Genomic DNA, 12,570 nt, shown 5'->3' with positions numbered 1-12,570 from the left:
CAGGTAGGAAAGGTTCTCATCGGCAGGGACGGTGAACGCTTGCGCTCTCCCGCCATGACCTCGGCGCTTGATCCTCACGCAGACTGCCAGACCTTGTTCAGCACCTGGGCCGCCAGCGATACCTTGTCCCGCGGCAGGAACCGCCCGTAGTGCTTTGCCACCATGTCGGGCGTGTCCTGGATGGCGTAGCTGGCCTGCTCGTAGGAGCCTGTCTGCTTCAGGACATGGGTCGCCAGCACGTCCCGGACATTGTGCGGCCCGTGCGGCAACAGGCCCCGGATGGCGCCCCGGCCGGTGTAGGGGTTGTAGATACCGAAGCGCTGGATGATGAGCCGCCAGGCCTCATAGAAACTGGTCTGGTCGTAGCTGGCGTCCCGTGAGTTCGCCTTGACCGTCTTCACGAAGAGGGTACCGGGATCGCGGGCACGCCGGAGCAGCCGCGGCCGGTGCCGATCCAGGTAGGCGTCGATGAAACCGTACAGGCCACTGAGGTTGGGCAGCATGAGGCGGAACGGGTTGTTGTCGAAGAAGGAGGACGTCGCGTTCTTGAAGGCCAAGGCCGGGATGAAGATCTCCCAGCCTGCTTCCCGCACGTTCCAGCGAAGCTCGCCGCGTTTCCGATCGGCGAGTTGACGCTCCGTCAGGGGAGCCTGACCGCGCGGGCACACCAGCAGCTGGCGCAGATTCTTCTGCCGCAAGCCGGTGTGGAGGCCGAGGCGTATCATCAGGATCGAGCGCACGGCCTCGGCCGCCGAGATGGGGTAACGCTCCTCGTTGGGCATCAGGCGGATGATCTCGTCGACAATCTTCCGGTACTCGGCCAGCGGGCTGTCGGCCTCAAGCACCGGCAGGATCGACTCGAAGGGATCGCGGTGGACGCGGGCGACGCGGTCGAGTTCCTTGGCCCTGACGAGCGCGTGCCGGTGCATCGTCCCACAGGCGCCCTCCCAGTCGGCCCGGACGCGCGCGATGTCCTCAGCTGAGACGAGGCCGTTGATCGGCTGCAACCGGTCGGCCAGTCCGGGCGTCTGCCGGAGCCATCCCGTCCCCTCGCGGGTCAGGGCGGCCGCCACCCGGAGCATGTCGAGTTCCCAGGCAGTGTAGAAGCCGCGGCGCCGCTCCCGCCATTGGATGTACCAGTCCCAAACAGCGGGGAAGACGAGGTGAGCAAAGGAGAGGTCCGTCAATCGAGCTCCGAATCCATGGACGGCGCCCCTGGGGCTTGCGGCGAGGGCGCCGAACAGCAGACCAAGATGCTCGACCTTCTGGGCGGCGGTCTCCTCGCCCCAGACCCCGTTGCGTTGGTACCCGATGGCCGTCAGAGTCGAGGTCTTGAAGCGGAGCAGCCGGTCCATCTCGTCGGCGAGCGCTGGTGGGGCGATCACGGCGCCGCGCGCCAGATCGGGATCGACATCCGCCACTTGTTCGTCCTCGTCCCCTTCGGCGTCAGGGGCCGCCTCGAGAACTGGGTGCACGCCGTGCCGGGCGGACGGCCAATTGGGGAACCGAACCCCGTAGCGGTTCTTGACGGCGGCGGCCTGAAAACGCCGGTAGTCCGTGGCGCCGGAGATGATTGTATCCCGGACCCAGGTCAGGATCTCCTCCTGCTCGGAGGCATCGCGCGAATCGAAGTCGTCCGGAAGATGCCAGGCGAGCCTGCGGCGTTCTGCCGTCGAGATCCCGGGCATCGGCAGACCAGACGTCGCGCGCGCCGGGTGGGGAAGCTTGGCCTTGAAGTAGCCCGTCGGCAGACGATACCGTTCCTCGATCCGAGCGAGGACCTCCAGGCTCTCGGCGGTCCGTGGTGCCTTCATGCCGCGGCGCCAAGCGGCGATGGTGCTGTTGTTCAGGGTGTCGCCGGGCCTGACGATCGATGCCCACAGGGAGTAACTGCCCTCACCGTGACGGCGCATGTGCAGGTCGAGGGCCTCGTGGAAAGAATCGGGATCGTCCCAGGCGTCCCATAAGGACGGTGGCACCTGCACCCGCGGCTTCCGCTCGCGCCCACGGCGCTTGGCAGCGATGGCCCCGGGCCGCTCGATCGCTGAGGACTGCGGGCGGGCAGCCGGGAGACGGGCGGGCGGCAGGCGGCCGCTGCGTTGGCCGCGGTCGAGTGTTGCCGCCGGGGCGCCACTCGCTTCATCAGGCGACGCGGCAACCTCATTGATCGAGCGTGGGCGACGGCCAAGCCGCCGGAGCGGAGAAATGGGCGTCTCCTGCTTGCGTTCCGGCGCTCGCTCGAGCTCCCGTTGCAGGGCGCTCAGAATGGGCTCCACCGCGTCCTTCTTGTCGCGCAACTGTTCGGGATCGATCCCGCACTGGGCGGCTATCTCGCTCCAGGCCCAGCCCCTTGGCGCCTTTGGCGGCCGACGGCCCTTCACGAAGCATTCAGAAAGGTACGCTTCCAGGCGGCCCGCCTCCCGCGGAGGAAAGGCCGTCGTCAACCGCTGTCGGCAGAATTGGGTGATGATCCGTGGAAAGCGGACATTGGGTTTGGCGGACATTGACTGGCCTCGGAGCGCCGTCGAATACGTCGAGCGGCTCCCGGCAAGGCAGCCCATCGCAAGAAGACGGGATGACTCCGATTTCGAACGGGATCAAGAAGTTTTCCTATTCCGATCCCTTCGTGGGTCCGTGATCCTAAGGTGGGGTTGATGTAGCCATTTCGTCAGTTGCGGGAAGCTCTATTACTGCCCCTTCATCGGGAAATGGCTATGCCCCTTCCCACTCAAGGAGCCGCCGCGCGGCCTTCAGCATCAGCCGCCTCACCGACAACGCTTCGAGGACTTGGCCGAACCCCGAGCGTGCAGCCCGCTTCGACATCGACGGGCAGCGAGGCCGTTGCTTCCCAGCCGAATCGACGCACCAGGATGTCGCCGCTCCGTAGGCAGGCCTGCTCCCACCAGTTGGCACTCTGACCACCGCGGCGCTCCAGTAGGTTTGCCGAGGTGAGTCGGTCAGCCTTCTCATGCCGATCCACCCGCGGGTGGGCGGGCATCAGGTTTCACAGGTCGGCATTCGGCCAGGCCGAGAACGGCAGGCAATGGTCGATGTCCAATGCCTCCTGACACAGCTTCTGGCCGGTCCACACGCAGTAGACCGGCTTCCCCGCGTCAAACATGGCGGCGGTGATGCGCCGGACAACCGTTCGCTGAGGCGGCGGGCTCCGCCGAAGCACTGCGTCGAACACTTGGCGATCGCTGCCCAGATTGGCCATGGCAGGCAACAGCTTTCTGCGCCGTCCTGGAGGTGGTGGGTTTCCGAGCGGTTGTCCTGCTGCTCCCGGGGTGGCATACGTATGTGTGAAGCTCTCCTGTGGGTAGGTTGATGACCTTGCGCCCCATCCATCTGATCGCGGGAAAGCCAACGGTCCTCTCGGTCGCCTTGGCGGTGCTCCTGACGCTGTGCCCGCCCACCGCGGCTCAGGCCAGGGAACTGTCCGTGATATCCGGCACCGTAATCGACGTGAACGGGAAGCGGATCCGGCTCTGGGGCATCAGGGCCCCAGAGACCGATACCGTGTGCCGTCTCGGAGGCACCGGGGATAGTTGTGCGGCCATGTCCCGCTGGGTGCTCGAGCGGTTCATCGGGGACGAGGAAGTCCGGTGTCTGGTGATGATCAGCCAGCCCGCTGAGCCCGTCGGCGCCCAATGTTCCGTGCAGGGAAACGACCTCGGGCACCTGATGGTCCTTTCCGGCTGGGCGAGGGACGACGGTGCCGAGAGCGGCGGCTTCTACTCCTTGCAGGAGGAAGTCGCGCGTGAGCAGCGGGTCGGGATGTGGAAGGGCAATTGACCGCGTCGGTGTTCAGACGTCGATGGGCACCCTGGTCTCGTATTTGACGCGGTTGATGACCGTGAGCGTGATGAAGCGCTTCACCAGCGGGCTGGCGTAGAGCGTGGCCCGGGAGAACCGCTCGAACTCGGCCATGTTCCGCACACAGACCAGCAGAACGTAGTCCGTCGAACCGGTGACCAGGTAACACTGCATCACGCAATCGTGGGCGTGGATGGTCTTCTCAAAGGCATCCATCAGGACCCGGTCGTCGCCCTTGAGTTCGACGCTCACGATCAGCTCGATGTGAGTGCCGAGCTTGCTGGGGTCCACGATGGAGACATCCCTGGCGATGACTCCGGCCTCGCGCAGCCGACGGACCCGGCGCAGGCAGGTCGGCGGGGATACGGCGACCGCGTCCGCGAGTTCCAGGTTCGTGATCTGGCTGTTCCGCTGAAGCAGGTTGATGATCTTCTTATCGATCTGGTCGAGTTCGATGTCCGGCATGGGTTGAGTGCTCGTATGAGGCGATTTCACACTTATGAATGTCGCACATAATGGCGTCAATTTTTCCATCGTGGCAAACCGTAGGGCGAAATTAGAAATTTCATGCCACCCGGATCGCGCTACAGTTTGTCCATGAACACGAGATAAGCAATCAAGCGAAACGAATGTATCTGAGTGACGCCGCGGGGCACGGGACTGAACCCGCACGAGTTTACTGAGAACGAGACAGCAAGAACCGAAACATTCAGCGAAGAGGTCTTGGATGCCCGGAGACGTAATCTCTCGGTTTGCCCCCGTGCGCCTTTGCGTCAGGGGTGGACAGCGGAAGGAACAGGGATTTGGCCGCGTCAACGGCCATCACGGCGAGATCCTCCAGGGGGTTTTCCCCGACGAGATGGGGCGCCTGCACCGCGGATTGGTGACCCTCCCGTGCAACGTCGTTTCATCGGCCGCCGTCTTCCGACCGGCCGCGGGCCCGCTGGTCACAGTTCCCGACGACAAGCGCAAGGCGGCCGACGCCGCACGGCTGGCGCTGGATACCTTGGGCCTGCACGACCAGGGCGGCCACCTGACGGTCGAGAGCGACATCCCGGTCGGCCTGGGCATGGGCTCCTCGACCGCCGACGTGGTGGCCGCGATCCGCGCCGTCGCCGACGCCCATGGGACCCAACTCGGCGCCGACGAGGTCGCCCGGCTGGCGGTGCGGGCGGAGATGGCCAGCGACAGCATCATGCACGGCGACTTCGCTCTCCTGTTCGCCCAGCGCGAGGGCGTCGTCCTTGAGCACCTCGGCCCCTCCCTGCCGCCGCTGGAGGTTCTCAGCGTCGACACGGCGCCAGGTTCACAGGTGGACACACTGAAGCAGCCCGCCGCCGTCTACGACGATTGGGACATCCAGGCGTTCCGGCCGCTGCGCGGTATGCTCCGGCGGGCGATCCGCACCGGCGACGCCGCGCTCCTCGGCCGGGTGTCCACGGCCAGCGCTTGCATCTCCCAGCGCCACCTGCCCAAGCCCGCCTTCGAGGAGATCCAGGAGATCGCGACGGCGGCCGGGGCGCTCGGCGTCCAGGTCGCGCACAGCGGCACCGTCGTCGGCCTCCTCTTCGATCCCCGCCACCCCGCCACCGGGCGCCGGGTCGCCGAGGCGTCCGCCCGCCTCCAGGCCCTCGGCCTGCCCCCCGTCCTCCACTTCCGCACCGACGCCGCCGAGGTCCGCCATGCTGCCTGAGATGACGATGCCCCGCGAATCCCGTGGCTTCCCCGATTACGAACTCCCCCGTCTGGTCCGGTTGGCGGACAACTTGTATGGCGCCGCCTTCTTCCTGATGAAGCTGCTCCCGGCCCGCCACATGCTGGATCGCGCGGCAGCCGAGGGCCGCCTGAAGCCCGGCGGCACCATCTGCGAGACGACCTCCGGCACCTTCGGGCTGGCGCTCGCCATGCTGGCCGCCGTACGCGGCTACAGGCTCATCCTGGTCAGCGACCCGGCCATCGACGAGCACCTGCACAAGCGCCTGCTGGAACTCGGCGTCACGCTGGAGATCGTCGAGAAGCCCTATGAGATCGGCGGCTTCCAGACCGCCCGTCTCGACCGGCTGCGGGCCGCCATGGAGACACATCCCGGCAGCTTCTGTCCCTCGCAGTACGGCAACGCCGACAACCCGCGCGCCTACGCCGAGGTGGCGGAGCAAATTGCCGAGCGCATCGGCCACGTCGACTGCCTGATCGGCACCGTGGGCTCCGGCGGCTCGATGTCCGGCATCGCCCGCTTCCTTCGCCACCTCAACCCGGATCTCCACGTCATCGGCGTCGACACTCCCAACAGCGTCGTCTTCGGCCAGCCCGACGGCAAGCGGTTGCTGCGCGGCCTCGGCAACAGCCTCGTGCCGCCGAACGTCGATCACCGGCAGTTCGACGAGATCCACTGGGTCGGCGCGCCCGAGGCGTTCCTGGCGACCCGCCACCTGCACCGGGGCCACGCCCTCTATCAGGGCGGCACCAGCGGCGCCGCGCACCTGGTGGCGGACTGGTGGGCGCGGAACCATCCCGACCGCAAGGTGGTGACGCTGTTCCCCGACGAGGGCCACCGCTACGCCGCCACCATCTATAACGACGACTGGCTCGCCGCGCTGCCGGGCTGGACCGGCGTACTGCCCGAGGCGCCCCGGGCGGTCGCCCACCCGAGCGACGTGCGGCCGGATTGGAGCAGCTTCCGCTGGGGGCGCCGGACGCTCGACCAAGTGCTGACGGCCGAGAAGATGTTGGCGTCCGACGAGGCCCTGCCGGACGGCGGGCTGGCGGAGGCTGCGTGATGCCCCGCCTCCTCCTGCTGATCGAGAGCAACACCTCGGGGACCGGCCGCCTGTTCGCCCGGACCGCCCGCGACCTCGGTCTCGAGCCGGTGCTGATCGGCCGCCAGCCCGATCGCTACCCCTACGTCGCCGAGGACGGCATCCGCGCCATCATCTCCGACACCGCGAACCTCGATGCTTTGCGGTCGCTGGTCCGGACCCTGGACCTCGGGGAGGGTGTTGCCGGGATCACCTCGAGTTCGGAGTATTTCATTGCCACCGCCGCCCGGCTGGCCGGGGAACTCGGCCTGCCTGGGCCGGATCCGGACGCCGTGACGGCCTGCCGGAACAAGGCAACGCAACGGCGGCGCTTGGCGGAGACCGGTGTCGACTGGGTGCGCCATGCCGAGGTCTCGGACCCCGGCGACGCCGTGCAGGCCGCCGACGCCATCGGGCTGCCGGTGGTCCTGAAGCCAGTGGCCGGATCCGGCAGCTTCGGCGTGCGGCTCTGCGCCACCCTGGCCGATGTGGCCACACACGCCCGGCAGTTGCTCGCAGATGGCGCGGGCGCGCTGCTCGTCGAAGAGGCCGTCCGCGGCGCCGAGTATTCGGTGGAGATCTTCCACGATGCCGTCGTCGGGGTGACCCGCAAGCACCTGGGCGCGCTGCCGCACTTCGTGGAGATGGGGCATGACTTCCCGGCCCCGCTCGCCCCGGCCGAGACGGAGCGGCTAGCGGGCTTCGCCCTGGCGGCGACGCGAGCGCTCGGGCTCACCTGGGGGCCTCTGCACGTCGAAATGCGCCTCGACGGCGACCGCCCGCACATCATGGAGGTCAACCCCAGGCTGGCCGGAGGCTTCATCCCCGAACTCGTGCGCCATGCCACAGGCATCGACCTCATCCAGGCAACCGTCCAGCTTGCTGTGGGCGAAGTTCCCGACGTCGCCGCCACCCGGCGAGAGCACGCGGCGATCCGCTTCCTGGTGCCGTCGGGGGACGGGCTGTGGGTCGCCACCGAGGGGCTGGAGGCCGCGCGCGGCGCGCCGTACCTGCGCGACCTGCGCCTCTACCGGGCGCCGCCGCTGCCGGTCGTCCGCCGGGGCGACTTCCAGGACCGCCTCGGTCATGTGCTGACCTGCGCTCCCCGGATGGAGTCCGCCGTAGGTGCCGCCGAACTGGCGCGCACAGCCATCCGCTTCCGCATCGCATCCGATGGTGCCGGGCTGCTCGCCACCGTCGCCTGACGCAAACCAGGAGGACCACCCCCATGACCTCCACCTCCATCACGGCCGCCATGCCGACACGCGCCGGGGCGAACCCGGCGCTGCTGTCCCTGCTGGCCGGGGCGCTGGCGATCGCGCTCGCACCCATTCTCGTCCGGGTCAGCGAACTGGAGCCGGTCGCCACCGCCTTCTACCGGCTGGTCATCGCGCTACCCTTCTTCTGGCTAGGCATGTTCACCGAGCGCCGAGCGCATCGGATGACCGCCAGCGCGCCCGTTTCCACCGCCGATGCGGCGCTGATGGTGCTGGCCGGGCTGATGCTGGCCGGAGATCTCGCACTCTGGCACCTGAGCATCACGATGACCTCGGTCGCCAAGGCGACGCTGTTCAACAACTGCGCGCCCGTCTTCGTAGCCCTGCTGGGCTGGCTGCTGTTCCGCGAGCGCATCCGCCTCGGCCTCGTGGTCGCCCTGGCGGTGTCGCTGTCCGGCATGGCGCTCCTGATCGGCGACGGGCTGTTCCTGGCCGCTGGTGCGCATCAGGACGAACAGTGGCGGGGCGATGCCATCGCCGTCAGCACGGCCGCCTTCTACGCCGTCTACCTGATGGCGGTGAAGCGCCTACGCGCGACCCACTCCACCAGCGTCATCATGGCGGGATCCAGCGCCGCCGCCACGCTGGCGCTGGCCGTGGCCGCTTGGATCGAGGGCGGCCCGATGCTCCCGGCGACCGCATGGGGCTGGGGCGTCGTCCTGGCGCTGGGCGTCGTCTGTCACGTCATCGGCCAAGGCCTCATCACCCACGCGCTGGCCCACCTGCCGGTGACCTTCTCGTCCATCGGCCTGCTCGTCCAACCGGTCGCCGCGGCCGCACTCGCCTGGATCCTGTTCGGCGAGGCTCTCGGCCCCCTCCAGTGGCTCGGCGGCACCCTCGCGCTGGTCGGCATCACGCTGGCCCGGCGGGTATCCAGCCGCTGACCTCGTCCCACCCCACTTTCACCGGGAGTCCCCCTTATGGTGATCAGCCACGCGCAGATCCTGGCCCACCTCGGCGACACCGGCCGGGTCGCCGGGACGCTCAACCCGAAGGCCCAGGCCATCCTGTTCGGCGACGTCGCCGACGACGCCATCGACCGCGACCTGCCCTGGATCACGCAGGTGGACCGGGCGCATCTCGTGATGATGGCGGAGACCGGCCTGCTGCCGGTGGCGCACGTCTCCCCGCTGCTCCGTCGCATCGACGAGATGGAGTGCTCGGGCTTCGCCGTCCTGCGCGGCCGGTCGGCGCCGCGCGGCGTCTACCTGCTCTACGAGACCTACCTCATCGCCGATCTCGGCGAGGAGATCGGCGGCGTCCTCCAGACCGCCCGCTCGCGCAACGACCTCGGGGCCACCGTCCTGCGGCTGCGGCTGCGCGGGGTCGTCGCCGACCTGCTGACCGGCCTGTCCAGGCTCCAGGCCACGCTCCTGCGCCGGGCCGCGGCCTACGCGGACGCTGTCTTCCCGATCCACACCCACTACCAACCCGCCCAGCCGGTGACGCTCGCCCACTACTACGCCGGGATGGCCGCGGCGCTCGACCGCGACGCCGAAGCGCTGCATGCCGTGCTGGCTGACTTGGACCGCTGCCCGCTCGGCGCGGGGGCGGTGGGCGGTACCGGGCTGCCCATCGACACCCGGCGGACGGCGGCGCTGCTCGGCTTCTCGGCGCCCTGGACGCATTCCATCGACGCCGTCGCCTCGCGCGACACCGTCCTGCGTCTGCTGGCGGCTCTCGGCATCCTCGGCGTGACGGTCAGCCGCCTTGCCCATGACCTCCAGCTGTGGACCACCGGCGAGTTCGGCTTCCTGGCGGTGGCTGACGACTTGGTTGGCACGAGTTCGATGATGCCGCAGAAGCGCAACGTCTACATGCTGGAGCACGTCAAGGGGATGGCGGCCGCGCCGATGGGCGCGTTGACGACAGCGGCTATGGCGATGCACGCCACGCCCTTCTCCAACTCCATCGCGGTCGGCACCGAGGGGGTCAAGCCGGTGTGGGCGGCGGCATCGGGGATGGCCGACGCGCTGACCCTGATCCGGCTGATCGTGGCGGGAGCCGAGCCGAACCAGGGGGCCATGCGCCTTCGCGCCATCTCCGGGCAGACCAACGCGACCGCGCTGGCCGACTGGCTGGTGCGCGAGCGCGGGATGCCGTTCCGCCGCGCCCACCACGAGGTGGGGGACGTCATCCGCAGCATGACGGTCCAGGGCGTCGTCGACCTCGAGACCGCTGCGCGCGACGCCCATCCCGAATGGTTCCACGGAGAGGGCGCACCGCACCTGAGACCGGGCGACATCGTCATCGCCCAGGAGCACGGTGGCGGCCCCGGTCCCGTGTCCACTGCCCGGGAGATCGAGCGGGTCCGGGCGTCGTTGCGGACCCGCCGCGCGGCTTTGCTCGGGCAGCGGCGCCGCTGGCGCACGGCGCGAGAGGAGCTTCGTGTTGCCGTGCAGAGCATCCTTGACATCGCAGTCATCGAACGCCCGTGCCGGGGTCGTCCGGCTGGGGCGTAATCCGGGAAGCGGGAACGTCAACATGCGCAACACGGCCAAACCCGGTCCCGCGACAAGGAATGGGAAACAGACGGCTTCCAGCTTGCGCCCCTATCCGGCCACGACCGCCTTGACGGTGGGCCGCAACTTGGAGGTCGTTCCGGACGAGGCGCTGCTGGCTTCCCTGCTCACCCTGGCCGATCCGGAGGTCGATGGCGATATCCTGGCGTTGCGCCTGCTGACCGGGCACGGCTCCCTGGAAGAGGCGATTGGGGCGGTTTCCGTGGGGAACCTGCCGGGCGGGACGGCATTGGACGACCACGCGGCCATCCGATTTCGGGCCGTCGTCGAACTCGCGGCCCGCTTGGTTCGGCCCTCACTGGAGCGCCACCCGGTGTTTGTCTCCCACGACAGCCTCGTGACCTACGGTCGCCTCCGGGCCGCCTGCTCCAAGGTACAGACGCTGCGGCTCCTGTTCCTTGACGGTCGGCGGCACCTGATCGGGGACGAAATCCATCAAACGGGGACGATCGGGGATATCGTGATCTACGTTCGGGAGATCATGGGCCGCGCTTTGCAGGTAGAGGCCCACGGGCTGGTCATCGTCCACAGCGACCCCGGGGACGCCCCACCGAACCCGGCGGGGGCCAGGGCGCCCTGTGCCGACATCCAGCAGGCGGGAAAGGTCCTCGGGATCGAACTCGTCGAATACCTGTTGGTCGGCAGACGCTCGTATCGCACTCTCATCCGGGAACCGGCCGATGACCGCGTTGGCCGTCGCTCCTCCCGTGCAGCGGAGAGCTCAGGAAACCAGCAGGATCGTGTCCGTGAGCCAACACGGTGCTCGTCCCCGCGGGTGCCGTGAATCGCTCCCTCGCGGACGGCGGGCTTGGTCTGTGTCAATTCAGTGCTCAACCCCATTCCGCCCAAGCCCTGAGCGTAGAGGAGGGTGTCAGATGTTCAGGTCAGCCCAGATCGCTGCGTGATCGGAGGCGGCTTCCACCTCCTTGGTAAGCTCGGGCAGCTTTGGCCAGAGAGTGCCGTTCTTCCCGCCCCAGACACCGGTGCGGTTGACCCCCGCAGCCTGCACCTGGGCGAACAGAGCAGGCGAAAGAAGGATGTAGTCGATTTTCCCCGATTTAGTGCCGTTACCGTATGTGCCGGGCCGCCCGTCATCCTGGTAGTTGGGGTGCTCGCTCACATCCTTCAGATCCGAACCGCTTCCAAGCAGTGGCGAGAGGGGGTCGCTGTCCGGGGTGTCGTTCATGTCGCCGACAATGGCGATTAGGTCCTCTCCAGACGCCCTTCTGGCATCATAGATCTCGCGGACGCGCAGGGCTTGAGCCTTACGGCGCGCATTCGATTCCGCCGGTTTGCCATAACCTTTGCTCTTCAGGTGGTTCACAAGTATTCGCAGATTGGCACCTGAGGGCAGCTTCAGGAGGTATTCCGGGCAATCACGGCTGAACAGGCGCTTGCCGCCCGCGTCGCGGTCGTCGACGTGACTACAAATCGAGGCAATCTCTATCCCGTTGCGCATCATGATCCCGACGTCGATCCCGCGCTCATCGTTGCCGTCAATAAGCATGACGTGATCGTAGCTCTCGCCGCCCACAGCCTTTATCACTTGGTCGTTGAAACGGAGCAGTGCGGTTCGATCCTCTGCTTCGACCACCCCCAGCACGTCTGCTTTGATGTCCCGAATGACACGGGCGGTGTTCTCGATCGCGGCCTCATTCACCGCTTCCCGCTCCAGTTCTACCCACCCGATCCAGTCTCCACGACCATCCGCAACCACTTCAATCCCGCCGCCGGTAGGCCGCCGGACGAGTCGTCCGCGGTTCTGGCGCAGCATGGCGAAGGGCCCATCGTCGCTCTTCTCAAGGCCGAGCGCCTTCAGAGCCTCGAGAATGGCCTGTTTGTCCGCTTGAGAGTACGTCTGCTTCTGCAAGATCGCGTTCAGTCGGGAATAGGTTTCCAGAACCTCACGGCCTTCTGCCCACGATTCTTGGTTTAGCGCCTTCGCACGGTTGAACAGGTTTTCAACATTGTAGCTGGCAATTCGCATATCGAGCTCCCCTATGGAGGCAGGCCAGTACGAGTCGCGCCCGATTGCAAATGATAAGGTATGATTCTGATCTTGTCACACCGCATAGCTGTATCAGGTGTGCCATGTGGCAGGCCCTGATTCGACAAAGCCACAGACGAGGAACTGGGCTGCGCGGCCGCCACACGCTGTTC

At 67.5% G+C, this 12,570-nt stretch carries 11 protein-coding genes; 7 read left to right on the top strand and 4 right to left on the bottom strand.

Annotated features, from left to right (window positions below; all coding sequences use genetic code 11):
- Nucleotides 1-74: 74 nt before the first annotated feature.
- Together ACRWK7_RS23285 and ACRWK7_RS23280 are read right to left on the bottom strand one after the other, a co-directional pair.
- The gene (locus ACRWK7_RS23285; RefSeq protein WP_431858700.1) at nucleotides 75-2,504 is read right to left on the bottom strand and encodes a hypothetical protein; all 2,430 of its coding nucleotides are present in this window, start codon (nucleotides 2,502-2,504) and stop codon (nucleotides 75-77) included.
- Nucleotides 2,505-3,004: 500 nt separating this feature from the next.
- Complete coding sequence (locus ACRWK7_RS23280) at nucleotides 3,005-3,217, bottom strand: hypothetical protein (protein WP_431858699.1); 213 nt, start codon at nucleotides 3,215-3,217, stop codon at nucleotides 3,005-3,007.
- A 110-nt stretch (nucleotides 3,218-3,327) separates the two neighbouring features.
- Here ACRWK7_RS23280 and ACRWK7_RS23275 point away from each other — a divergent pair, with 110 nt between their 5' ends.
- Complete coding sequence (locus ACRWK7_RS23275) at nucleotides 3,328-3,795, top strand: thermonuclease family protein (RefSeq protein WP_431858698.1); 468 nt, start codon at nucleotides 3,328-3,330, stop codon at nucleotides 3,793-3,795.
- 12 nt (nucleotides 3,796-3,807) lie between these two features.
- Here ACRWK7_RS23275 and ACRWK7_RS23270 read toward each other — a convergent pair whose 3' ends face one another.
- Entirely contained in the window at nucleotides 3,808-4,281 is a 474-nt protein-coding gene (locus ACRWK7_RS23270) for an Lrp/AsnC family transcriptional regulator (RefSeq protein WP_431858697.1), read from the bottom strand.
- A 418-nt stretch (nucleotides 4,282-4,699) separates the two neighbouring features.
- On the opposite strand from ACRWK7_RS23270, the gene ACRWK7_RS23265 reads away from it, so the two are divergent.
- From ACRWK7_RS23265 to ACRWK7_RS23240, 6 genes are read left to right on the top strand one after another with little or no spacing between them, the layout of a single operon-like run.
- Nucleotides 4,700-5,509 carry a hypothetical protein gene (locus tag ACRWK7_RS23265; RefSeq protein ID WP_431858696.1) on the top strand — a complete coding sequence of 270 codons (810 nt, stop codon included), beginning with the start codon at nucleotides 4,700-4,702 and terminating at the stop codon, nucleotides 5,507-5,509.
- A gap of 7 nt (nucleotides 5,510-5,516) precedes the next feature.
- Nucleotides 5,517-6,593, top strand: coding sequence for a cysteine synthase family protein (locus ACRWK7_RS23260; RefSeq protein WP_431858694.1), 1,077 nt, complete (start codon nucleotides 5,517-5,519; stop codon nucleotides 6,591-6,593).
- Nucleotides 6,593-7,816, top strand: coding sequence for an ATP-grasp domain-containing protein (locus ACRWK7_RS23255; RefSeq protein WP_431858693.1), 1,224 nt, complete (start codon nucleotides 6,593-6,595; stop codon nucleotides 7,814-7,816). The genes ACRWK7_RS23260 and ACRWK7_RS23255 overlap by 1 nt, the downstream gene beginning before the upstream one ends.
- 23 nt (nucleotides 7,817-7,839) lie before the next feature.
- Complete coding sequence (locus tag ACRWK7_RS23250) at nucleotides 7,840-8,772, top strand: DMT family transporter (protein ID WP_431858692.1); 933 nt, start codon at nucleotides 7,840-7,842, stop codon at nucleotides 8,770-8,772.
- Between the two features lie 36 nt (nucleotides 8,773-8,808).
- Nucleotides 8,809-10,350 carry an argininosuccinate lyase gene (gene argH, locus ACRWK7_RS23245; RefSeq protein WP_431858691.1) on the top strand — a complete coding sequence of 514 codons (1,542 nt, stop codon included), beginning with the start codon at nucleotides 8,809-8,811 and terminating at the stop codon, nucleotides 10,348-10,350.
- Between the two features lie 22 nt (nucleotides 10,351-10,372).
- The gene (locus ACRWK7_RS23240; RefSeq protein ID WP_431858690.1) at nucleotides 10,373-11,194 is read left to right on the top strand and encodes a JAB domain-containing protein; all 822 of its coding nucleotides are present in this window, start codon (nucleotides 10,373-10,375) and stop codon (nucleotides 11,192-11,194) included.
- Nucleotides 11,195-11,281: 87 nt separating this feature from the next.
- On the opposite strand, the gene ACRWK7_RS23235 is transcribed toward ACRWK7_RS23240, so the two are convergent.
- Nucleotides 11,282-12,397, bottom strand: a complete 1,116-nt coding sequence (locus ACRWK7_RS23235; RefSeq protein ID WP_431858689.1) for an endonuclease/exonuclease/phosphatase family protein — start codon at nucleotides 12,395-12,397, stop codon at nucleotides 11,282-11,284.
- Nucleotides 12,398-12,570 lie beyond the last annotated feature (173 nt).

This window comes from Azospirillum sp. (genome assembly GCF_050789165.1).
This window is presented reverse-complemented; position numbering and strand designations above follow the sequence as displayed.

What these genes read in the sequence shown, in the direction of transcription:
- ACRWK7_RS23240 (WP_431858690.1), top strand. Translation starts at nt 10,373, where the DNA reads ATGCGCAACACGGCCAAACCCGGTCCCGCGACAAGGAATGGGAAACAG.
- ACRWK7_RS23250 (WP_431858692.1), top strand. Translation starts at nt 7,840, where the DNA reads ATGACCTCCACCTCCATCACGGCCGCCATGCCGACACGCGCCGGGGCG.
- ACRWK7_RS23275 (WP_431858698.1), top strand. Translation starts at nt 3,328, where the DNA reads ATGACCTTGCGCCCCATCCATCTGATCGCGGGAAAGCCAACGGTCCTC.
- ACRWK7_RS23270 (WP_431858697.1), bottom strand. Translation starts at nt 4,281, where the DNA reads ATGCCGGACATCGAACTCGACCAGATCGATAAGAAGATCATCAACCTG.
- ACRWK7_RS23280 (WP_431858699.1), bottom strand. Translation starts at nt 3,217, where the DNA reads ATGGCCAATCTGGGCAGCGATCGCCAAGTGTTCGACGCAGTGCTTCGG.
- ACRWK7_RS23260 (WP_431858694.1), top strand. Translation starts at nt 5,517, where the DNA reads ATGCCCCGCGAATCCCGTGGCTTCCCCGATTACGAACTCCCCCGTCTG.
- argH (WP_431858691.1), top strand. Translation starts at nt 8,809, where the DNA reads ATGGTGATCAGCCACGCGCAGATCCTGGCCCACCTCGGCGACACCGGC.
- ACRWK7_RS23235 (WP_431858689.1), bottom strand. Translation starts at nt 12,397, where the DNA reads ATGCGAATTGCCAGCTACAATGTTGAAAACCTGTTCAACCGTGCGAAG.
- ACRWK7_RS23255 (WP_431858693.1), top strand. Translation starts at nt 6,593, where the DNA reads ATGCCCCGCCTCCTCCTGCTGATCGAGAGCAACACCTCGGGGACCGGC.
- ACRWK7_RS23285 (WP_431858700.1), bottom strand. Translation starts at nt 2,504, where the DNA reads ATGTCCGCCAAACCCAATGTCCGCTTTCCACGGATCATCACCCAATTC.